16 protein-coding genes are annotated in these 21131 nt (G+C 46.8%); 7 read left to right on the forward strand and 9 right to left on the reverse strand.

The features are described 5' to 3' along the window. Window positions 1-119 precede the first annotated feature (119 nt). Complete coding sequence (locus VBY75_RS04870) at window positions 120-2243, reverse strand: TonB-dependent receptor domain-containing protein (RefSeq protein WP_416511295.1); 2124 nt, start codon at window positions 2241-2243, stop codon at window positions 120-122. 161 nt (window positions 2244-2404) lie between these two features. Here VBY75_RS04870 and VBY75_RS04875 point away from each other — a divergent pair, with 161 nt between their 5' ends. Continuing rightward, complete coding sequence (locus VBY75_RS04875; RefSeq protein ID WP_199494604.1) at window positions 2405-4051, forward strand: M28 family metallopeptidase; 1647 nt, start codon at window positions 2405-2407, stop codon at window positions 4049-4051. Window positions 4052-4178: 127 nt separating this feature from the next. Then, entirely contained in the window at window positions 4179-5882 is a 1704-nt protein-coding gene (locus tag VBY75_RS04880) for a GNAT family N-acyltransferase (RefSeq protein ID WP_416511298.1), read from the forward strand. Here the strand turns inward: VBY75_RS04880 and VBY75_RS04885 are convergent. Next, entirely contained in the window at window positions 5864-6565 is a 702-nt protein-coding gene (locus VBY75_RS04885; RefSeq protein ID WP_054486942.1) for a UDP-2,3-diacylglucosamine diphosphatase, read from the reverse strand. The genes VBY75_RS04880 and VBY75_RS04885 overlap by 19 nt on opposite strands. 5 nt (window positions 6566-6570) lie before the next feature. After that, window positions 6571-7068 (reverse strand): peptidylprolyl isomerase, encoded by a 498-nt coding sequence (locus VBY75_RS04890; RefSeq protein WP_416511300.1) that lies wholly within the window; start codon window positions 7066-7068, stop codon window positions 6571-6573. A gap of 117 nt (window positions 7069-7185) precedes the next feature. On the opposite strand from VBY75_RS04890, the gene cysS reads away from it, so the two are divergent. After that, window positions 7186-8565 (forward strand): cysteine--tRNA ligase, encoded by a 1380-nt coding sequence (cysS, locus tag VBY75_RS04895; protein ID WP_199494600.1) that lies wholly within the window; start codon window positions 7186-7188, stop codon window positions 8563-8565. Window positions 8566-8593: 28 nt separating this feature from the next. After that, window positions 8594-10138 (forward strand): M17 family metallopeptidase, encoded by a 1545-nt coding sequence (locus tag VBY75_RS04900; protein WP_278358341.1) that lies wholly within the window; start codon window positions 8594-8596, stop codon window positions 10136-10138. 74 nt (window positions 10139-10212) lie between these two features. On the opposite strand, the gene VBY75_RS04905 is transcribed toward VBY75_RS04900, so the two are convergent. Further along, window positions 10213-10812: a Yip1 family protein gene (locus tag VBY75_RS04905; RefSeq protein ID WP_054486935.1), complete on the reverse strand. Its 600-nt coding sequence runs from the start codon at window positions 10810-10812 to the stop codon at window positions 10213-10215. A gap of 195 nt (window positions 10813-11007) precedes the next feature. Between VBY75_RS04905 and miaE the strand changes: the two genes are divergently transcribed. After that, complete coding sequence (miaE, locus tag VBY75_RS04910) at window positions 11008-11790, forward strand: tRNA isopentenyl-2-thiomethyl-A-37 hydroxylase MiaE (protein ID WP_054486933.1); 783 nt, start codon at window positions 11008-11010, stop codon at window positions 11788-11790. Between the two features lie 27 nt (window positions 11791-11817). Here miaE and VBY75_RS04915 read toward each other — a convergent pair whose 3' ends face one another. The 3 genes from VBY75_RS04915 to VBY75_RS04925 form a co-directional block, all read right to left on the reverse strand. Then, window positions 11818-13101 carry a dicarboxylate/amino acid:cation symporter gene (locus VBY75_RS04915; protein WP_416511304.1) on the reverse strand — a complete coding sequence of 428 codons (1284 nt, stop codon included), beginning with the start codon at window positions 13099-13101 and terminating at the stop codon, window positions 11818-11820. A 98-nt stretch (window positions 13102-13199) separates the two neighbouring features. After that, a complete protein-coding gene (sohB, locus tag VBY75_RS04920) occupies window positions 13200-14198 on the reverse strand; it encodes a protease SohB (protein ID WP_416511306.1) in 999 nt (332 codons plus the stop codon). Between the two features lie 73 nt (window positions 14199-14271). Beyond that, complete coding sequence (locus tag VBY75_RS04925) at window positions 14272-16641, reverse strand: VolA/Pla-1 family phospholipase (RefSeq protein ID WP_416511308.1); 2370 nt, start codon at window positions 16639-16641, stop codon at window positions 14272-14274. 186 nt (window positions 16642-16827) lie between these two features. Here VBY75_RS04925 and VBY75_RS04930 point away from each other — a divergent pair, with 186 nt between their 5' ends. Together VBY75_RS04930 and VBY75_RS04935 are read left to right on the forward strand one after the other, a co-directional pair. Further along, entirely contained in the window at window positions 16828-17580 is a 753-nt protein-coding gene (locus VBY75_RS04930; protein WP_278356022.1) for a YciK family oxidoreductase, read from the forward strand. A gap of 81 nt (window positions 17581-17661) precedes the next feature. Next, window positions 17662-18732, forward strand: a complete 1071-nt coding sequence (locus VBY75_RS04935; RefSeq protein WP_416511311.1) for a WD40/YVTN/BNR-like repeat-containing protein — start codon at window positions 17662-17664, stop codon at window positions 18730-18732. 7 nt (window positions 18733-18739) lie between these two features. Here VBY75_RS04935 and VBY75_RS04940 read toward each other — a convergent pair whose 3' ends face one another. Together VBY75_RS04940 and nqrM are read right to left on the reverse strand one after the other, a co-directional pair. Beyond that, window positions 18740-20857: an aminotransferase class V-fold PLP-dependent enzyme gene (locus tag VBY75_RS04940; protein WP_416511313.1), complete on the reverse strand. Its 2118-nt coding sequence runs from the start codon at window positions 20855-20857 to the stop codon at window positions 18740-18742. A gap of 56 nt (window positions 20858-20913) precedes the next feature. Next, window positions 20914-21126: a (Na+)-NQR maturation NqrM gene (gene nqrM / locus VBY75_RS04945; RefSeq protein ID WP_199494595.1), complete on the reverse strand. Its 213-nt coding sequence runs from the start codon at window positions 21124-21126 to the stop codon at window positions 20914-20916. Between the last annotated feature and the right edge of the window lie 5 nt (window positions 21127-21131).

Consider the following 21131-nt stretch of genomic DNA (forward strand, 5'->3'; position numbering starts at 1 on the left):
CCGGTTGTTAGTCTATTGTTATTCATACTAACAAAATTCGGAATAAAAATGGGGAAGCTGCGGTGAACTGACGCGAAAACGCTATCGCCGAACTCAGGCGACAGCGTCTTCTAAAACACTTAAAAACTAATAGAAACGCCTGCCTGGAAACGGCGGCCGGTTACCGGTGCATCTTCTTTCAAGAAGGAGCTATGAACAAAGCCTAACTGGTTGGTCAAATTCTCCCCTTTTAAATACAGGGTCGCACCATAATTTGCCAGCCAGTCTGGGTACAGGTTAACGCGCGCGTTGAGTAAACCATAGGCATCGGTTGTAGTTTCATTCAGTGCTGTTTTGTCCTGCTCTAAATAACGAGTGTAACCGAGTGAACCATCCCAGCTAACAGCCTGGTAACGCAACTCGGTACCGACTCGCTGTGCAGGGATCCTCGGCAAATTGTCACCGGCACGCTGTTTTGCACGAGTATAATCACTAAAACCGTGCACAGACCATTGATCATTCAATTGCCAGTCCAGCTCCAGCTCATAACCGTAAAGCTCTGCATCTACCTGACTGAACTGAACAACTTGCAATGCTTCTTCATGTTCATGTTCGCCTTCATGTTCATCATGACCTTCATCACCATGGATTTGTTCACTGTTCAAGCCAGTAAAATCATCATAAATAAAGTCATCAACACGGTTATAGAACACATTAGCGTTGGCGTGAAAGCTATCATTCTCGTAATGGAAACCAACATCGATATTATTTGATGTCTCGGTGCTAACCGCTGTATCACTTGCTTCAATTTGATACTCGCCCCCCTCTTCCTCATGCAACTCATAAGCAAGTCCCAGCTCATAGGTACGAGTTGCAAAGTGATTACCATTGGCAAACACTTCATTTGCGGCCGGAGCTCTTTCTGCATGGCTTAAATTAAATGAAACCGATGTGTGGTCGCTGAAGTGATACAGATAACCGGCAGAAGCAGAGGTCGCATCAAAAGTATCAAGCTTCTGCTCATCGCTTGAAAGCGAAGTGCGCTCGTGGCGAACACCTAGATCAACATGGTGCGCCCCAAACTCCTGTTCTACCACCCAGAACAACCCCTGAGTGCGGCGAGAGGTGTTAGGTGTGAAAGCTTCTTCGCCAAAAGCCGCTTTATCGCTTATGTCCCACTGCCAACCTACAGCACCTTCCCAGCCAGCGATTTCTTTATGCTGACCAATCAGTCGTATTTCTTTTTGCTTGTTTTCAAATTGAGTGGATACAAAGTTTTCCTCAATTTCCTGATGTTGATAATCCGTCAAAGCGCCACGAAAATCTAATCGATTAAAACCGCTGAACGGGTTGCGCCACTGGCCCGCTAATTGAATACGCTCTTGTTCCAGGTTAGCGTAAGGACCAGACGCTTCAGCGTGGCTTTCTTCTTCGCCATGCTCATGTTCGTCCTCATGCTCTTCCTCACCATGAGCATGACCGGGAACGCCATACTCCTGATAGAGCCCCTGATACGATACACCGAAAAAACCGTCATCAAATTGATAGCTACCGCCAACGGTTCCGCCTTCGGCATCGACAAAAGTGTTTTCAACGTGGTCAACGACTTCACCTTCATCATTCATAAAAGAAGGTGTTTCATAATCATCTGCACGGCGAATAAAGGCGTCGGTATAAAGCGCCCATTTCCCGTTGCCTATTTGTAAGTCGTAAGAACCTTCTTTATTGTCATTATTATTGGACAACGAAACATTCGCATTGCCTTGTAAGCCATAAACAGGTTCTGAAGGGATGCGGTTATCAACAACGTTAATCACACCACCAATTGCACCACTACCGTACAATAGTGTTGCTGGTCCTCTTAACACCTCAATTTGTTTAGCCGTACTGGTTTCCGTTGTGACGGCATGGTCAGGACTCCCCCGCGACACATCTCCGGTATCCAGTCCGTTTTGAGTGATTTTCACCCGCGGGCCACCCAGGCCACGAATAATAGGGCTGCCTGCGACATTGGCAAAATGCGTGTTATTAATGCCGGGCTCTAATGCCAGTGTTTCACCCAAACTGTGCGCGTGCAGCTGTTTCAGCGCATCACCCGAAATAATGTTAACCGGCTGCGCTGATTCAAGCGCCGTTTTATCCAACGGACTTGCATTAATAACGATCACCTCGTACTCATTAAGGTGCTCATGTTCTTCTTCCTGCTGCGCTTGAGCAACAGTACTGGTTGCTAACAGAGCCAAGGTCAACGCATTCAATTTCATAAACTACTCCAGTAAAGCTGCGCTGTTAATGTAATAATATAACATTACAAAACCTTGATACGTTTTGCAACACTCTTTCAACTATCTACTCTGGTCGTCTTTTAGCTGCTGCGGTACACTAGCTCAGCTATTATGATAAAAATAAAACCAAAGGATACAACATGAAGCCATCCCATATTCTCTTACCCGCAGCGCTTAGCTTGCTTGTTGCAGCGTGCGGTGCGCCGGAGACAAAGTCACAAACTATTGATGTTAGTGCCGACGAAACAAATCTACGTGCTCATTTAGAATTTCTTGCCGATGATGACTTAAAAGGCCGTCAAACTGGCAGCGAAGGGCACGAAATTGCGTCGAACTACATTGTTTCTGAGTTTAAAAAACTCGGTCTGGAACCTGCTGGAGATGATGGCAGCTTCTACCAGCGTATTCCGTTTCGCAAAAGTACCCTAAAAGAAAACAGCGCCAGCATGAGCTTTGAAAGCAATGGTGAAGTGGTTGAATTTGAATTTCCGAAACAGTTTATTACCGGCCCCAGCCATTACAGCGAAAAAGATGAGATCTCAGCACCTCTGGTCTTCGTTGGATATGGCATGGAAGCGCCTGAATTTGGTTTAAACGACTACGACGGCCTTAACGTTGACGGTAAAATTGTGGTTATGCTGACTGGTCGCCCCGGCTTTCTGCCAAGCGAAGAAGGCGCTCACTTAGCTAACATTAAAACCGATATTGCTCGTGATAAAGGTGCAGTTGGAATCATTACCCTGCATACGCCTGTAAGAGAAAAAACGCGCAAGTATGAAACCAGTGTTTATTACACCAAAACACCTCGTATGACCTGGCTTGGTCCAAACGGTCTCCCAAAAGGTGAAGAGCAACAACTGATGGGCTCCGCCTACCTTGACGATGAACCTGCAGCGCAGTTATTTGCTAATGCACCAACTGAACTGAGTAAAATTTTTGAGCAAATCGAAGAGGACCCTGACTTTTCTCCAAAAGGGTTTGAGTTAGAAGGCACAGTGACTCTTGCTCGCGAGTCCCGCCACGAAGAAATTACCAGCCCTAACGTTGCTGCCGTATTGCCCGGCTCTCACGATACCTTAAAAGACGAGTACGTTGTCTACACAGCACACTCCGATCACATTGGTGTTATCAAAGATATGAGCCGCGAGGACAACATCAACAATGGTGCGATGGATAATGCCAGCGGCGTTTCAGTTATGTTAGAAACCGCTCGTTTATTCGTTGAATCAGGGCAGGAATTTGATCGCTCAATTATGTTCTTATCTGTTACGGCAGAAGAAAAAGGATTATTGGGTGCCGACTACTTCGCCAATAACCCGACTGTTCCGTTAAGCAGTATTGTCGCTAACGTTAACCTGGATATGCCGGTACTGCTTTATGATTTTGCCGATATCATTGCTTTTGGCGCTTCACACTCCACTTTGGGTGAAACGGTCAGCAAGGCTGCAAAGCAATTTGATACTGAGCAAAGCCCGGATCCAATGCCGGAACAAGCTATTTTTACCCGTTCAGATCACTACACTCTGGTTAAAAAAGGCATCCCGGCCGTATTCCTGATGACGGGCTTTAATTCTCGTACTGAAGGTGAAGACGGTGGTGAGGTCTGGGGTAAGTTTTTCGCCGAGCATTATCACAAGCCGAGCGACGGACTGAACCTGGATATAAACTACGAAGCAGGAGCGCGTTTTACCAACATTAACTTTGCTATTGGTAAAGAGATTGCGAACGCTGATCAACGTCCACAGTGGCTGGAAGAGTCGTTTTTCGGTAAGCAATTTAACGACTAAGCTTATAGAGAAACCTTAGTTAAAGACTCAGGGGCCGCAAGGCCCCTTTTTAGTGTCTTAACGTCATTAAACTGTCATTAATGCTGCTTAAACTTTTGATATCGATAACTGCACAGCCGGAGCACTTATGTTATCTGTTGATAAAGTTGTTAGCGACAAGCTTCCCAATATTAAAGGTAAACCCTGGCTGGAAAAGCCAACTGCCTGGTTTTTGAGAAACCTGTTACATGAAGAGGATATTCAAGAGTTTGGAAGAAGTTCTCCTGCGCTGGAAGGCATCGACTTTGTTGAACATGCTCTGGATTATTTTAATTTCACTTACGCTTATTCATCACAGGCAATTGACAACATTCCTGTCAATGGACGTTTAGTCATTATTGCTAACCACCCCATTGGCTCTCTCGATGGATTGGCCTTGCTAAAGTTAGTCAGTGAAGTACGTAGCGATGTGAAAATAGTCGCCAACGAATGGCTTTCTGCACTCGAGCCTCTTAATTCGCTGTTATTGCCGGTTAACGTTTTTGCAGGAAAGCCTAACCGTAAAGACATTCGGAGCATACACAGCCACCTCCATAACGAAGGCTGCGTTATTCTTTTTCCCGCAGGTGAGGTTTCGCGATTACGCCCTAATGGTGTGCGTGACACACACTGGCAAAACGGCTTTTTAAAAATAGCCAAAGCAACTCAGAGCGATATATTGCCGATAAGGCTCGATGCTCACAACTCAGCATGGTTCTATACCGCCTCGATGGTTTATAAGCCGTTAGCCACAATGCTGTTGGTTAAAGAAATGTTCCGCCAACAGCAAAAACAAGTGAAATGTCACATTGGCCAAAAAATACCGGCTGAAGCTTTTATTCAACAGGGGCTCAGCATTAACCAACAGGTTAAACTGTTTAAAAAGCATCTATACCGTTTAGGAACGTCCAAAAAAGCAATATTTCCTACTCAAACAGCCATTGCCCGTCCGGAACCTCGCCAGCCTCTCAAAGCGGCAATAGAAGCCTGTGAGCAATTAGGGCAGACACCTTGCGGTAAAAAGATTTATTTGTATGAGTTTAACGGCAGTTCACCTATTTTGCGAGAAATAGGGCGTCTACGGGAAGTTGCTTTTCGCACAGTTGGTGAAGGCACCTGGCGCAAGCGCGATCTTGATGAGTACGATACCTGGTACATGCATTTAATTCTGTGGGATCCGGATGATCTTGAAATTGCCGGCTCGTACCGTTTAGGTGACAGTAGAAAAATTATTGAAACCCGTGGACATTCCGGGCTCTACAGCCAGGGCTTTTATGAATTTACGACAACAATGAAAAAACTCCTCCCCCAAAGCCTTGAATTGGGTCGTTCATTTGTACAACCGCAATACTGGGGTAAACGCAGCCTGGACTATCTTTGGGTCGGTATCGGTGCATTGTTACGTAAACACTCTAGGTACCGTTATCTGTTTGGTTCGGTCAGTATCAGTAATGCGCTGCCTCCGGAGGCCCAGGCTGCTCTGGTCAAGTTTTACAGCACTTACTTCCCGGCTCAGACCGACATGGCTACAGCCAACATTCCTTATCGTTTAAACACTTACTCTACTGTTCCTAACTTTACCGGTACGAATTACACAAACGAATTTGTTCTGCTGAAAAGCTACTTAGCCAATATGGGGTGTTCAATTCCAACGCTTTATAAACAGTATTCGGAACTGTGCGAGCCAGGCGGAGTTCAGTTTCTGGAGTTTGGTGTCGATCCGGATTTCAACCATTCAATTGATGGACTGGTTCTGGTTGATATTACTCAGTTAAAAGAAAAAAAGCGCAGACGTTACTTAGAAACAAGGTAAACACTGGCTTGCTGATACCAGTCTCCCAATACAATACGTTTTGCCCAAGTGCCGTCACTAAGCGTAAAACAATGAACCGCAGGGCGGTGGGTGTGCCCATGAATTAACTGATTAACACTGTGTTTCTCCATCACACGAAGTACTTCCGGGTGCTGAGCATCCATTTTATAAAGCTGTGCGGGAGTTAGTTCGGGCTTTTGGCTGCTGGATTTTTTCCGTAACCGGTTCGCAATACGCATACGCCATGACAAAGGTAAGTTGCGCATAACACTCTTAACTAAAGGGTTCTGAATAACTGAGCGATAACGCAAATAGCCGGTATCTAAGGTGCAGAGTGTATCGCCATGCATAAGCAACACTCGTTCACCGTACAAATCGATAACCGTTTCATCGGGGAGAATGGTTAAGCCAACCTCGCCGGCAAAGCGTTCACCCACCATGAAGTCACGGTTTCCGGCCATAAAGTAAAGCCGCACACCCTTGTCCGTCATTTGTTTCAGTTGTTTTTTCACTTTTGCTGCAAATTCACTGGTATCGTCGTCACCCAGCCAGGCATCGAATAAGTCACCAAGAATATAGAGCGCATCGAGGTGCTGGTGTTGCTGACAAAAGTCACCAAAGGCAGCCAGAATATCTGGCCGCCCCGGGCTTAAATGTAAATCTGCGATAAAGCCAGTGGTCATATCGGTTAATCGTTAACTGAGACTTTCTCGATAACCACGTCTTCAACCGGTACGTCCTGGTGAAAGCCCGCTGAGCCGGTTTTCACTTCTTTTATGGCGTTCACTACTTCCATACCATCAACAACTTCAGCAAATACACAATAGCCGTAACCATTAGGTGTTTCATTTTGAAAGTTCAAAAAGGCATTGTCGTTCACATTAATGAAAAACTGAGACGATGCTGAATGAGGATCAGGCGTGCGCGCCATAGCCACCGAACCAACCACATTCGGTTTTGCTGTCGGAGCCTCGTTTTCGATGTTATCGCGTGTTTCTTTTTGCTCCATGCCAGGTTCGAAACCACCGCCCTGTACCATGAAGTTATTAATAATGCGGTGAAAGATTGTACCGTCATAAAAACCGTCGCGGGCATACTGTAAAAAGTTTTCTACAGTCTTAGGCGCTGTTTCGTTGTGCATTTCTAAAGTGATATCACCATGATTGGTATGTAAAACGACTTGCATTGAATGTACCTGTTTCATTGACTAAACCAGCTGATAGTGTACCAGAGCCTCGCCATCGGTGGTATCATAAGCCCTTTGTTTTCATCGCTAACCGATAGATAAGTAAGAGATCACATTATGGCATTAACCGTCTTTAATACCCTGACCCGCAAGAAGCAGTCATTTGAGCCAATCAAACCCGGTCACGTGGGTATTTATGTGTGTGGTGTTACCACTTACGACTACTGCCATATAGGCCATGCCAGAACTTATGTCGCTTTTGATATTGTCGTGCGGTATCTGCGTAAGCTTGGTTACGATGTTAAGTACGTACGCAACATTACTGATCTCGACGATAAAATCATTAAACGTGCGGCTGAAAAAGGCGAAGACTTTCATCAGGTCACCGAGCGCTTCATTGGTGAGATGCACAAGGATTTTGACGCACTGAATTTAGTTCGCCCAGATATTGAACCACGCGTTACCAGCCATATGGATGAAATTATCCAGATGATTGAAAGTCTCATCGAAAACGGCAATGCCTATGAGGCCGGCAACGGTGACGTTCTGTTTGATGTATCCACTTTTAATGACTATGGAAAACTCAGTCGTCAGGACCTGGAGCAGTTGCAGGCCGGAGCGCGAGTTGATGTCGACTCAGCAAAACAAGATCCGCTCGACTTTGTGTTATGGAAAGCAGCAAAGGCCGGAGAGCCCAGTTGGTCATCTCCCTGGGGCGAAGGACGACCCGGCTGGCACATTGAGTGTTCAGCAATGAACAAAAAGCACTTGGGCACCACCTTTGATATTCATGGCGGAGGTTCAGATCTGGCCTTCCCTCACCATGAAAATGAAATTGCTCAAAGTTGCTGTGCTAACCACTCTGAGTACGTAAAATACTGGATGCACAGTGGCATGGTGCAAGTCGACAATGAAAAAATGTCAAAATCACTGGGCAACTTTTTTACCATTCGCAGCGTACTGGAACAATACGATGCTGAAACGGTTCGTTATTTTCTGCTTTCGAGCCACTATCGCTCGCAGCTGAACTATACTCAGGAAAACCTGGATCAGGCGCATTCCGCTCTGGAGCGCTTATACACCGCATTGCGTGACATAAAACCGCAAGCCGCTAACGAAGCATTGCGTAGTCAATACTGGCAGAGCTTTCAGCAGGCAATGGACGACGACTTAAACGCGCCGGAAGCCATGAGCGTGTTGTTTGAAGTTGCCCGTGAGATTAACCGTAACCGTGACAGTGCTCCGGACACAGCGGCTCAGTTAGCGCATGTTTTGATTGAGCTTGCAGAAGTTATGGGGCTGCTACAGCAGTCTCCTGAAGAATTTTTACAGGGCGATGACGATGATGTCGCCAAAATTGAAGCGTTGATTGCTAAGCGAAATCAGGCCCGTGCAGATAAAGACTGGGCTGCAGCAGATGAAGCCCGTGACGAATTAACCAACATGGGCATTGTCCTGGAAGACGGTGCAGAAGGCACCCGCTGGCGTCGCGCTTAACCGACAAACTGATTAAGAGGTTTACTCTATGGCATTTGCTCAGTTGCAAATTGTTAGCTCACTAGCTGACGCATACTCAAAAGATGGTGCTGATGCACTTATCTTAATTGGGAACTTTGACTCTGTTGACGACTCAGCCTTGGCTGAAGTTATTCAACAGGCAAAAATCACCGACCAGCGAGTTGGCAAACAGCCATTGCTGCTAAAAGCTGACGGAGTCCCGGGCCAACGCCTGGTTGCTGCACCTACTGGTCCTCTGAATCGTGATTTTGACGACGTTCGCCAGGTATTTGATGCCGCACACGCCGCCGCAAAAATGGCGCAAGATGCCGGTGCCCGCCACCCTGTTATCGCACTGAACAACGTAAATATTAACGACGAGCGTTATAAGCAGGCCTTTTTAGCGGCTTATCTGGGCTTTTGTCAGGCACTTTATCAGCCTCTTGAAGCGCGTGAAGCGCATGGTGAAGAAGCTATTGAACCGACTAAAAGCGTTATTTTAGTTGGTGAGCTGGACGCAGACTGGGCTATGGCAGTAGAAGCTGGTAAACGTGTTGCCCGCGACTTAGCAGGCACAGAGCCAGAGCGCATGGCGCCGCCTCGTTTTGCTGAATACTGCCGCCAGGCGTTTGCCCACACCGCTGTTAAAGTGACGGTTATAGACGACTCACAACAACTTCAGCACGAGTATCCGCTGCTGGCCGCGGTTGGACGTTCGTCAATGGCAGTAGAGCGCCACCGCCCTTGCGTTATACGCCTTGAGTATCATGGCAGCAAGCCAGAACGTACTGTTATGTTCGCCGGAAAAGGTATCGTCTACGACACCGGTGGCGCTGACCTGAAAGTTGGCGGTCACATGGCTGGTATGAGCCGTGACAAAGGTGGTGCGGCAGGCGTTGCGGGCTTTGTTAAAACAGTGGCTGAACTGCAACCTGAACACTTGAATGTGATTGCAGAAATTGGTGCTGTGCGTAACAGTATTGGTTCCGATGCCTTTGTTGCGGATGAAATCATTACCGGACACAGTGGTAAGCGTGTGCGTATTGGTAACACCGATGCTGAAGGCCGCCTGATTATGGCCGACCTGCTGTCTCACTTGCGTGAAGAAGCAGCGAAGAGTGATGGCGAGCACGAACTGTACACCGTAGCCACCCTGACCGGGCACGCGGCTCTGTCAAAAGGACCTTATAGCGCACTGGTACCTAATGGCCATGCACGTCGTCAGAAGCTCTCTCAGGCGCTGTTTGATGCCGGCGAAGTTTACGGAGACCCAACTGAAATTTCCTGGTCACGTCGCGAAGACTTTGATTTCGTGAAAGGTCGCACTCTGTGTGACGACTTACTCTCCTCGAACAATGGCCCGTCAGCTACAACACCTCGTGGGCACCAGTTCCCTATGGCCTTCCTGGTTGGTGTTTCCGGGCTGGATAACCATGGTATCGACAGCGAAAAACCACTTAGCTACATTCATATTGATATCGCAGGCAGTGGCGTTGAAGGCGGTGACTGGCAACACGGTAAACCGACAGCGGCTCCGGTTACCTGTCTGGCTGGACATTACTTAAAGAAATAAAGCCTTATAATGCACAAAAAAATGCCCGGCTCTGGTAAAGCAGAACCGGGCATTTTTCTTTTATGAAGCCAGTTTTATGAAACGAAAGAAGGCCCGAAGCCGTTGGTCCATAAAATAGCGGTGGTTGCCATAAGTACAACCATAGCAATAAGGCCGGCTGTTACTACCGAGCTGGCATAAAGAAAGCCTCGCTCCTCAGGAATGTGCATAATAACCGGAAGACCTGAGTAAAGCAGGTACACGGAATAAGCCACACCACCAAGAAAAACGACAGCCACAAACCACAGTTCCGGATACAAAGAAGCAATACCAGACATAATAACCGGAGTTGCCGCGTAGGCAGCCAGTTCTAACGACTTAGTAAAGCTCGGATCAGCACCGAAGGTTTTTGCCATCCAGTAAATTAAGTAGGCCAGCGCGAACGTTGCGCCCAGAATACCAATGTACATAGCAACAGCCATCATAAGTGCGCTGTTTTGCGTTAAATAAATAGAGTCCCGCGCGCCAATACTCCAGCCCAGATGAGCCGAGGCATAATAAGCCGCCAGACAAGGTAAAATAGCAACTAATAAAACGTGAGAACAAGAGTAAAAAAAGCTTTCCCGCTTACTGTCGATAGACTTCCATTCTTGTACTGGATGAGCGTATAGGCCCCAAATATGATTCAGTATCATAACTTCACTTCCCCATAGTACGCGGTCATACCGCCGAATTCTTAAATACGTTATAATTTTGATGCGGGTACTGCTGAAAAATTCACCCCATGTGTCTAATATTCAGCACCACCTCTTTTCTGTCAAGGCCTTTTGTTATAGAACGACGCCGAGTTTGTTAATTTATTTTGTATTTTTAAGTCAAGAAGGATCGCTGTGAATCATAGCCTCGTCGAACCTTATTTAAAGCTGTTAGAGCCTATCCGTTGTTTTTTACTTTGCCCAACACCGCAAGAGTGGATTCAGCAGGCAGCCCAAGAAGAAAACCTGCCAGTCATTTTACTTGATCACTTACATTGTGAGCTTAAAGCTGCGCAAAGTGCAGCTTTATTGCTGCGCCGTTATGCAGTTAATAAAGACCATGCACAAGCCCTGCTTGATGCTTTACAACCTTACGAAAACCTAGTCTACCGGGGCATTGGTGGAATTGAGCAAATACAACAAAGTAAGCAGCTGTCTCAAGCATTAAAAGCCGCAGAGTCACAGCCTTATGCCGACGAAATTATCGACAAAATGTCACGCCTTATCCGGGAAGAACTGCATCACTTTCAGCAGGTTCTTGAGATAATGCAAGCGCGTGATATTCCGCTGTATAAGCTCAGTGCTTCTCGCTATGCCGCCAGCCTGATAAGCCATGTTCGTACATACGAACCACAAGCGTTAATTGATAAGCTTATTATCGGCGCGTTGATAGAAGCGCGTTCATGCGAACGCTTTGCAGAGCTTGCTCCCTATTTGGATGAAGATATTACCCGCTTCTATGTATCGCTCCTACGCTCGGAAGCAAGACACTATCAGGATTATCTGGAATTGGCACAAAAACTCAGTGATACGGATATTACGGAAAGAGTGAATCAATTCAGAGAGTGGGAAGCGGAATTAATTACGTCTGAAGACACAGAACTGCGTTTTCATTCCGGAGTGCCGGCGCACGCTTAAGCGTGCACCGGTTCTTTACCAGTAAAGTTAAAGCTCTTCTAACTTTTTACCAGCTTCTTTGTCGTAGTAAACTTCTTCATCGAAGTCGTTTTCTGAACGCGCAACAACACAGCTGACCATCGCGTCACCAGTGACATTAACTGCGGTTCGGGTCATATCCAGCAGGCGATCAACACCAATGATGAGGCCAATGCCTTCAACCGGTAAGCCAACTTGCTGCAATACCATAGCCAGCATAATAAGCCCCACACCTGGAACCCCTGCCGTACCAACTGAGGCTAATGTAGCGGTCATAATAACCATCAGATACTCAGCAACGCCTAAGTCCAGACCATACACCTGAGCAATGAAGACCGTTGCCACACCCTGCATAATCGCCGTACCATCCATATTGATGGTCGCGCCCAAAGGCACAGTGAAGGAACCAACGCTATTACTGACACCTAAGCGGCGTGTAACTGTTTCTAATGTAATGGGCATGGTGGCATTACTACTGGCCGTACTGAAGCCAAATAATTGGGCGTCGCGCAGTTTACGCATGAAGATACCGGGTTTTACCCGAGCCAAAACACGCATAAATAGCGGATAAACAATCAAGCCGTGAGCTAATAAAACAAACAGAACCAGCAAGAAGTACTTCGCCAGGCTGCCAATCATTTCCACACCGATTTCTGCAAACAGTTTTGCCATGAGTGCAAAAACACCGTAAGGCGCAACGTTCATCAGAATAACCACCAGCTTCATAATGACGGCGTTCAGATCGTCAAAAAAGCCTTTTAAACGCTCTCCGGGTTTGCCAATTAATGCCATCGATATACCAAACAGCAGCGCAAACACAATAATTTGCAGCATATTACCTTCGGCCATCGCGTTAATCGGGTTGTCCTGGAACAGATTCACAATGACCTCACTCACTGAAGGCGCTTCACTGGGTTCAAAATCAGCATCAGAAGCACGTTCAATACCCGACCCCGGTTGAACCAAAATGGCCGCGGTAATTGCAAAGGTAATGGCTATTGCTGTGGTTATCATATACATACCAACAGCTTTACCGCCTAAACGTCCGAGTTTACTGGGGTCGCTCAGCGAGCAGGTACCGACAACCAGTGATACAAACACCAGCGGAACAACCAGCATTTTTAATGAGGTAATGAATATTTGGCCTACAACGTCAAAAAGGCCATTGGTTAAATACAACGAAACCCAGGCGTTATCGCCGGCAACGTAACGAATAAAAGTACCGAGAATGATCCCAGCGACCATACCTATGACAATGCGGCTAGTCAGACTGAGTTTTTTCTTTTCGCTCATAAGCGTCCTTTATTATTCATTCTTAAAAAACTGCAACAGCCTAGCAGAAAGCCTTTAAATAAACAGCTATAAAACTGCAAAGCTGGGCTGAATACCTTTTATTGTGAGACATCTGACCGAGTTAATGAAGTCTTAAGTGTATGAATGATGACAGACATACCTTTAGCAAAACGCTCACTCAGCGGTTTACGAATAACATACTGTAACTGAAGTACATTAAAACCTTTATGTTGCTTCATTAACCACGCGTCGCTGGTAGTTACCTCGTCAATCAAGCCCAGCTCTTTCGCTTCCTGGCCAGACCAGACCTCCCCGGTAGCAACTTTATCAATATCGAGTTCGGCACGATTCTCCTGCACAAAAGACTTAAATTGGCGATGAATGGCCTCTAAGTCCTGCTTAAACTTACGACGCCCTTCATCGGTGTTTTCACCAAATAGCGTCAGAGTGCGTTTATATTCACCTGCTGTTAACTGCTCAAAGTCAACATTATGCTTCTTCAGGAACCGATGAAAATTAGGTATCTGTGCCACCACACCAATGGAACCAATAAAAGCAAAAGGCGCAGCCATGAGCTTGTGACCAACGCAAGCCATCATATAACCGCCACTTGCTGCGACCTTATCAATAGCAACATTGACCGTTAGCTTTTGTTCTCTCAACCGCTGTAACTGAGCCGCCGCCAGACCATAACCATTGACGACACCACCACCGCTTTCTAATCTCACCAGTACTTCATCTTTCTCAGTGGCCAGGTTCAGAATTGCGTTGACTTCATGGCGTAAGCTATCAACTTCTTTAGCGTCCATACTGCCTTTAAAGTCTATAACAAAAAGCCGCTTTTCTTTATTCTCTGTCGCTTTCTTCTTCTTTAACGCTTTCAATGCTTTTTTCTGAGCTTTTTTGTCCATCAGTTCAATTTTTAACTGCTCACTGAGTTCGTTCAGCTCTTTAGACAAATGGGTTACCTGCAGGTCACCTTTGCTCTTCTTCTGCTTCTGCGCCGCCTGAGCTAATAACCCTACAATAAAGCCAATCGCTACCACAATAATGGCTGCTTTTAGCAAAAAGCTTCCAATATCAGCAACAAAGTCCATACCACTCTCCTAAAACGAAAAAGGCCAGCATAGTTGCCGGCCTTTGAATACTTAATGTTCAATAACCTGAGAGTTATTCTACCACTTCTTCGTTAGTTACTGGTAATTGCATCATGTCCGCAGCAAACCAGAACGCAATTTGCTGCTGCATTTCAGCGGTTACCGCTCCTGACGCTGAGGAGTCAACCAGCGAACCGTGCTCTGCATCACCACCGAAGCGAACAATACCCGATACCGGCGTACCATCTTCAGATGTGGTCGTGGATGAAATACCTTCTAGGCCAAGCAATGTCGCTAGAGGTTCAGTTCCTGCCAGCGGCTTATTCTCAACAGCATTTGGAATAACCGAGTCACCAATGGCTTCAATCATGAATACAGGCGTTTCAGAAGCAACGACACCACTTGCGTAGTTAACCGGGTCTCCCGAGTCGACAACAGTTTGTGCTGCAAATGCGAACTGCTCAAAGGTTGCATTGATTTGCGCAACCTGCTCGGCAGATGCTTGCTCCATGAAACCTGCGTAGAACTGCTCTAATGTAGCGCCACCAGCAATAGCCTGATCAGCTGCAGCCTTGAACTCTGCGTTAGAAGAGTACAGTAAAGTCGCTTTAATCGTCGGTCCAAAGCTGTCAGACGCTAGTAAGAAGTTAGCCAGACTACCACCCGGCATACCTAAGCTCGAAGCCTGCACAGCAAATTGTCCGTCAAGTGCCGCTAAAGGGTTATTATCACCAAAAGAGGTATTTGCCAGCGCCGTGAAACCAGTACCAGCAATAGCGCCCAGAGAGTGTCCTACAAAGTGAACATCCTGACCGTTCAACTCTTCTCCGTCCAGCGACTGGAAGTAGTTCAGGCTTAAACGCAACCCAATAAGGTCAGTAATTGACTGGCGCAAATTATCACGCGTTGTCAGCAAACTGCTCAAATTCATATAAGCAGTAACACCACTTTCACTGGATGCATCAATATCATCAGTACCATCGCCATCAACATCGAAGGCGCGTCCGCCGTGTAACGGGTGGTCTATAGCTACTGTCGCAAAACCGGCTACTGCAAAAGTGCCTGCAATTGCCGCAGCATTTTCTTTCTCACCAGTAATACCGTGTTGGAAAATCACAACAGGCCAGCCGTTTTCAGGAGCAGTTAGAGGTTCCAGCCCCATTTGAGCGCGAACGCCATTAGCGGTTGCTAAATCAGGAATCGTAACAAAGGCTTCAACAGTCTGGTCACCCTGCTTTTCCGGTACCGGATTGTACTTAGTCAGATGACGCTCTTCGTCGACACCTTCAATATCAAAACACGCATTAGGTGGCAGCATTAATGAAGGGTCGTCAACCATTTCTGCACTAATACCTTCAGCAGCCGGGTCAATTTCACCCGCCTGAAGCCCGTTCAGGATAGCTGCAGGGCTGTCACACTGTGCAGTCCAGCGACCAGTTAATGGTGCCGTTGGATTCTCAGCGCTAGGTAGCGGAGAGTAGTATGGTAAATCAACCTGTCCACCATAGACTTTAGCCGCGCTTGCCGCAGCCAACGCATTTGGATCTTCAATTCCTGCGCCGGATAACACAACGTCTAACGTATAACCCTGAGGAGCAGCCTGCATGACAGGTGGGTTAGACGCAGCAACCTGCTGCCCTAATAAACTTTTCGTTACGCCCAGAACCTCACCCACAGACTGTGTGGTAAAGTTGGAGCTATAAATAACACCTTCAGGGTCAACGCCATACTGCGCAAGAGCGCCTTCATAGCTATTGACCAAGCCTTGTAAAGCTAATGCGCTTGCATCACCGGATACTGGATTCTCTTCCGCATCACGCTTCATCAAGGTATAAGTCTGTGACGGTTTAACATCACGTCCAAGTGAGTCCTGAATATTATTAGTCAATACAACCAAATAGCCGGTAGCTGGCTTAAATGGACGTAAAGGAACAACCGCAACACTGCCTTCGCCTGTCGCTTTAACAATAAAATCAGTACCATGCTGAAGCTCACCGGTTACCGCACATACCGCAGCCGGGTTAGCTGCCGCACAGCCAGCCGAAACGTCACTGCCGCCCTGAATGGTTTCAAAGACACGTATAGAGCCTTGTGCTTCCAGGCTAGCCGATTCTATGATGACTTGTTCACCGTTTTCGTCAACCGGCAACGAGAAGTCAAAGGTTAATGTCGAGTGAGTTCCCCAACCATCAAGTGCATTAATAGCAACCTGAGGGTTAGCCGTGTCTGTCGCGTCAGCAACAGGTAAGTTCAATGTGCCGTCAACTGAACCACTTAACAGTATGTTCGTTGGCGCAGATAACGCGCCGTTTGACGGATCAAACACCACGCGTGATGCTGCAACATTAACTTCACTTTCCGTAATAGGCGCTTCGTCACCGCTACCACAGCCTACCAGGCTAAGAGCAGAACCAATCGCAAGTGGGAGTAATAATTTCTTCATGAGGTATCCCCAATCCTTTTTTATGTTTTGTTATTCTATGCCTTCTCTTAACGATTTTTATACACCTGTATGAATTAAGATGAAAGGCTTTTTACCGATTTTTCGTTCGTTTGCTGAGAAGTTACTCGATTATCGTTACAATAGCCTACTCACCCGACCACAGTCCAATGGTATTAAGAAACTGTTATGGAAATTAAAACCGTACATGATTATCAGGCAAGTCCTGAGCTTTTGAAAAATAAAGTGATTTTAGTTACTGGTGCCGGTGACGGCATTGGCCGTCAGGCGGCTCTAAGCTTTGCCAAACACGGCGCTTCGGTTATTTTACTTGGCCGCACGGTCAGTAAATTAGAAGCGGTTTACGATGAAATTATTGCTCAGGAAAGTCCGCAACCGGCAATTATTCCTCTGGATTTAAAAGGCGCAACGGAAAATCACTATCGCGATATGGCAGCAACTATAGCGGATCAGTTCGGTAAATTAGATGGTGTACTGCATAATGCCAGTCTGCTGGGAATCCTTTCCCCTTTTACTCATATCGAAAAAGACAGTTGGGATGACATTATGCAAGTTAATGTCACCGGCCAATTTGCCATGACAAAGGCACTTATTCCGGTAATGGAAAAGTCCTCCAGTGCATCGTTAGTCTTTACTTCTTCGGGTGTCGGCAGAAAAGGTCGTGCCTTCTGGGGCGCTTATTCAATCAGTAAGTTTGCAACCGAGGGTATGGCACAAGTTATTGCTGACGAATACGAAGGTACCAAGCTACGGACCAATGTAATTAACCCGGGAGCCACGCGCACCTCGATGCGTTCTAAAGCCTACCCGGCGGAAGATCCTAAGTCATTAAAGACACCAGCAGACCTAATGCCAACTTATTTATATTTAATGGGTGACGACAGCATTTCCGATAACGGACTGTGTTTTGATGCTCAGTGAACTGAAGGCTTTGAACTGACGTATCGGTTAAAAAGAAACGTGTTACACTCAATAACATGCATAATTAATTAGGTCACGTCTATGACATCGAAGCTACAGCAGCAAGCCATAAATGCACTCAAGCTTGCTTTGCCCTTCAGCGCATTATTAAGTATTCCGGCGGTGGCTCAACCGCCGGAAATAGAGATATTTGATAATGTTCGACAACAACATTGGGTGGGCGTCAGCCCTGTAAGCCGCAATACAATATGGCTTTCCGGTGAAAAGGGAACTGTAGCCAGAACCACGGACTCGGGTAAAAGCTGGCAATATTTTCAGCCGGGCCCCGAAGATCTTGATTTCAGAGATATTGAAGCAATAGATGATCGCCGTGCCTATGCGCTCAGTGTTGGTAATGGTGGTCAGTCCCGCATCTATTACACTGAAAATGGTGGCAATAGCTGGCGTTTACGTTACCGCGGCGAATCAGACAGCTTCTTTAATTGTATGGCGCTTTCGCCCAGTGGTGAAGCCTGGGTGCATGGTGACAGTGTTGGTGACGAGTGGCGCATGGTCCGTAGTGCCGACGGCCGTAACTGGATGCAAGTACGCAGCGCTGTATCTGAGCCTCCTCAGTCAAATGAAGGTGGTTTCGCGTCAAGTGGCAGTTGCGCACGTTTTAATAATGACAACTGGATGATAGCAACCGGTAACGCCGATAAAGCCAGAGTATTGATTAAAGGTTCCTTCGGAATTCGCTTCCGAGTAGTAGAAACACCAATGCAGGCGGGTCCAATGGCCGGTATCACCAGCGTGTGGCCAGTTAATGAGAAAACTTTTTACATTGCCGGTGGTGACTTAAACGATGCTTCCAGCAACGAAGATCGCTTGTGGCATTATCAAAATGAAGAATTTATTGCTCTGTCGGAACCACCAATAAACGGGGCACTTTACAGCTTAAGCCTGATTGATCACAACGGCTCCTGGCTACTGACCTCTAACCCTCAGGGTGCTGCTGCCCTTAACCTGGACAACAACGAGTGGTTTAAACTGTCTGATTCCAATATCTGGAACATCCAGTGCCACGACGACATCAGTTGCTGGCTGGTCGGTAAAGACGGATATGTTGGTCGCTTGCAATGGCAGGCGCCGCAAGAACGCACAAAGCTTTAAAGGCCACTTATGCGGCAGGGGCGCCAAGCAGAGCCAGGCCCCCTAATAGATGACGGCTATTAAAGCCATGTCGCTTCAATACGTTAGCCACAACCTGGCTTCTGTTTCCTGAACGACACAAACAAATAATGTCGCGCTCACGCAAATGAGGGTTGCTGTGTATGAACTGAGCAACTTCGGTAAGCGGGACATTAATGACCTCTGCACAGCAGGGCAAGTCCGTTAACACGTGTTCTTGCCGTTCCCGAACATCAACAATGACAAGATCTTTTCGATGCCAAAACTCGTCGGTATCCCCAATAGGAATATTAACGCCATCGTCAACACGACAGTCACCACTTAATTCACAAGGTGTGTAAACAAGGTGATGCTCAGGGTCACGTCCGGGACAAATAAGCGTATTCTCACTCATGAAACTTTCGTAAGTTTGAGGTGACGCTTCCGCACCAGTAAATAAAAAGTCAGAATGAACCAAAGCTTTAAGTGTCGCCGATTCGCTCAGAACATAAACAGGATTACGCGTGCCGACACGGAACAACCTGCGTTCACCGATACTAATACAGCCTATGACGCTGTCTTCGCATTCAACAGGAGCCACATCACATACTCCGGTCGCGGTTTTAGGCCAGCCGAATACGTCATATTCATCAATAGACTGAGACGGTATAAGTATCGGCAACAGCAACTCAATTGACTGACTCATTACTGAATCTGCAGCTGAACAAACAACAGCTTTCACACGGTAATGCTGGCAGCTGACAATATTCTCAATTCGTCCGGCTAATGCGGGATGTGGGTCAACGACCGCAATTTCCCTGGCCTCGCGGTCAATAATCAAATAACAACAGTGATCATCGTATTTGAGTTGAACAACACCATCGAGTTTAGCGTCATTATCGTTGTTTGTATCCGCTACAATCAGGCAGGAATTTCGTAATGCATCCGCAGCCTGCTGGATTCGAACACAGGCTTCATTAATTTCTTCCTGTCGAGTGGCAGGCCCAAAAGATAACCGAATAGCCGAACCACTGCGCCATTCCTCTAGCCCCATGGCGTCCAGCACAAAGCTTTTTGTCACCTTTGAGCTACAAGCCGAGCCCGAGCTCACTCTTATCTGGCAGGCATCAAAAACATCCATAATATCGCGAGACGCGACACCTTCTACCGAGAAGTTCAGTGTGGTAGGCACTGAAATGTCTAAGTCATGATTAAATACAATCGAAGGAAAAGCTGTGCTTAGGGCATCAACCAGCTGGTTTCGGTAACTCTGCAGAGTATCATCGTTCTGAAAACGGTTATTACTCTCGTCCTGCATTAACTCAAACAACGCATTCAACGCCGCAATTCCCGGTAAATTCTCTGTTCCTGAGCGTTGCCCTGACTCCTGCCCACCACCAATTATCAGGGGTGTATAAGGCGCAGCGTCTCTGACCGCCATAAATCCTATGCCTTTTGGCCCATACAATTTATGACCACTAAAAGGCGCATAATCAATGGTGGTAGCATCCAGGTTCAACGCCTTCTTACCTAATGCCTGAACACAGTCGACCATCCAGGGAACATTCGGGTTGTGCTGACGGATAACCTTTTCTAATTGCTCAAGGTCCTGCACAACTCCGGTTTCATTATTTACCGCCATGGTACATATCATTGCTGCATCTTTTGCGTGCTGAGCAATAAACTGAGTGTCTAACACCCCCTGTCTATTCACAGGAATAGCAACCAATTGCGCATTTAACCCTAAAAGCTTGTTCCAATGCTCCAGCGCCTGCGGCACAGCCTTGTGCTCAGTGGCACCGTAAAGTAACAGCGTTTTTCTATTGCCAGGCTCGGCTTGCATCGCGGCGTATATTGCGGACACAACCGCGGTTTGTATCCCTTCTGTTGCCCCGCTGGTAAAAATAAGCCGACCGGAGGTTAAACCAACAGTCTTTCGCGCTAGCTGACGGGTTGTATCCAGAATATATCGTGCTTTCAGGCCAGTAATATGGCTACTTGATGGGTTACCGAAAACGGTTTCCATGGTATGGGATACCGCTTCAATAATTTCAGGAAGTACAGGAGTGGTGGCGTTACAATCCAGATAAAGCTCATTTGCATTTGTCTGAATATCGATTGGTTTCATGCCACCCTCCTACTTACCAAAAAGTTATATGTTTATAACCTTTTTTACTAAAAGGGTCAATGAATCTGATTTTCCTTCCAGACTTCTTCTTTCTTCATCCGCTCTTTGCGTTTCTCGCAAGGGTTGTCACAGTCACAGGCCTTTTCCATGCCTAATGCACCAATGCCACCACAGCTGCCAGAAATTGTTTTTCGTTGCACCATATAACCAATGGCCATCGCCAGTACAACGATTACAAACAAAGCGAATACCATTATAAAGGTTTGCATTAAAA

This window comes from Idiomarina sp. HB (genome assembly GCF_048059115.1).
In the GTDB taxonomy this organism is placed as follows: Bacteria; Pseudomonadota; Gammaproteobacteria; order Enterobacterales; family Alteromonadaceae; genus Idiomarina; species Idiomarina abyssalis.

Bases quoted from the DNA above. Each gene is read 5' to 3' on its own strand.
- VBY75_RS04870 (WP_416511295.1), bottom strand. From the start codon at position 2,243: ATGAAATTGAATGCGTTGACCTTGGCTCTGTTAGCAACCAGTACTGTT.
- VBY75_RS04875 (WP_199494604.1), top strand. From the start codon at position 2,405: ATGAAGCCATCCCATATTCTCTTACCCGCAGCGCTTAGCTTGCTTGTT.
- VBY75_RS04880 (WP_416511298.1), top strand. From the start codon at position 4,179: ATGTTATCTGTTGATAAAGTTGTTAGCGACAAGCTTCCCAATATTAAA.
- VBY75_RS04885 (WP_054486942.1), bottom strand. From the start codon at position 6,565: ATGACCACTGGCTTTATCGCAGATTTACATTTAAGCCCGGGGCGGCCA.
- VBY75_RS04890 (WP_416511300.1), bottom strand. From the start codon at position 7,068: ATGCAAGTCGTTTTACATACCAATCATGGTGATATCACTTTAGAAATG.
- cysS (WP_199494600.1), top strand. From the start codon at position 7,186: ATGGCATTAACCGTCTTTAATACCCTGACCCGCAAGAAGCAGTCATTT.
- VBY75_RS04900 (WP_278358341.1), top strand. From the start codon at position 8,594: ATGGCATTTGCTCAGTTGCAAATTGTTAGCTCACTAGCTGACGCATAC.
- VBY75_RS04905 (WP_054486935.1), bottom strand. From the start codon at position 10,812: ATGATACTGAATCATATTTGGGGCCTATACGCTCATCCAGTACAAGAA.
- VBY75_RS04915 (WP_416511304.1), bottom strand. From the start codon at position 13,101: ATGAGCGAAAAGAAAAAACTCAGTCTGACTAGCCGCATTGTCATAGGT.
- sohB (WP_416511306.1), bottom strand. From the start codon at position 14,198: ATGGACTTTGTTGCTGATATTGGAAGCTTTTTGCTAAAAGCAGCCATT.
- VBY75_RS04925 (WP_416511308.1), bottom strand. From the start codon at position 16,641: ATGAAGAAATTATTACTCCCACTTGCGATTGGTTCTGCTCTTAGCCTG.
- VBY75_RS04930 (WP_278356022.1), top strand. From the start codon at position 16,828: ATGGAAATTAAAACCGTACATGATTATCAGGCAAGTCCTGAGCTTTTG.
- VBY75_RS04935 (WP_416511311.1), top strand. From the start codon at position 17,662: ATGACATCGAAGCTACAGCAGCAAGCCATAAATGCACTCAAGCTTGCT.
- VBY75_RS04940 (WP_416511313.1), bottom strand. From the start codon at position 20,857: ATGAAACCAATCGATATTCAGACAAATGCAAATGAGCTTTATCTGGAT.
- nqrM (WP_199494595.1), bottom strand. From the start codon at position 21,126: ATGCAAACCTTTATAATGGTATTCGCTTTGTTTGTAATCGTTGTACTG.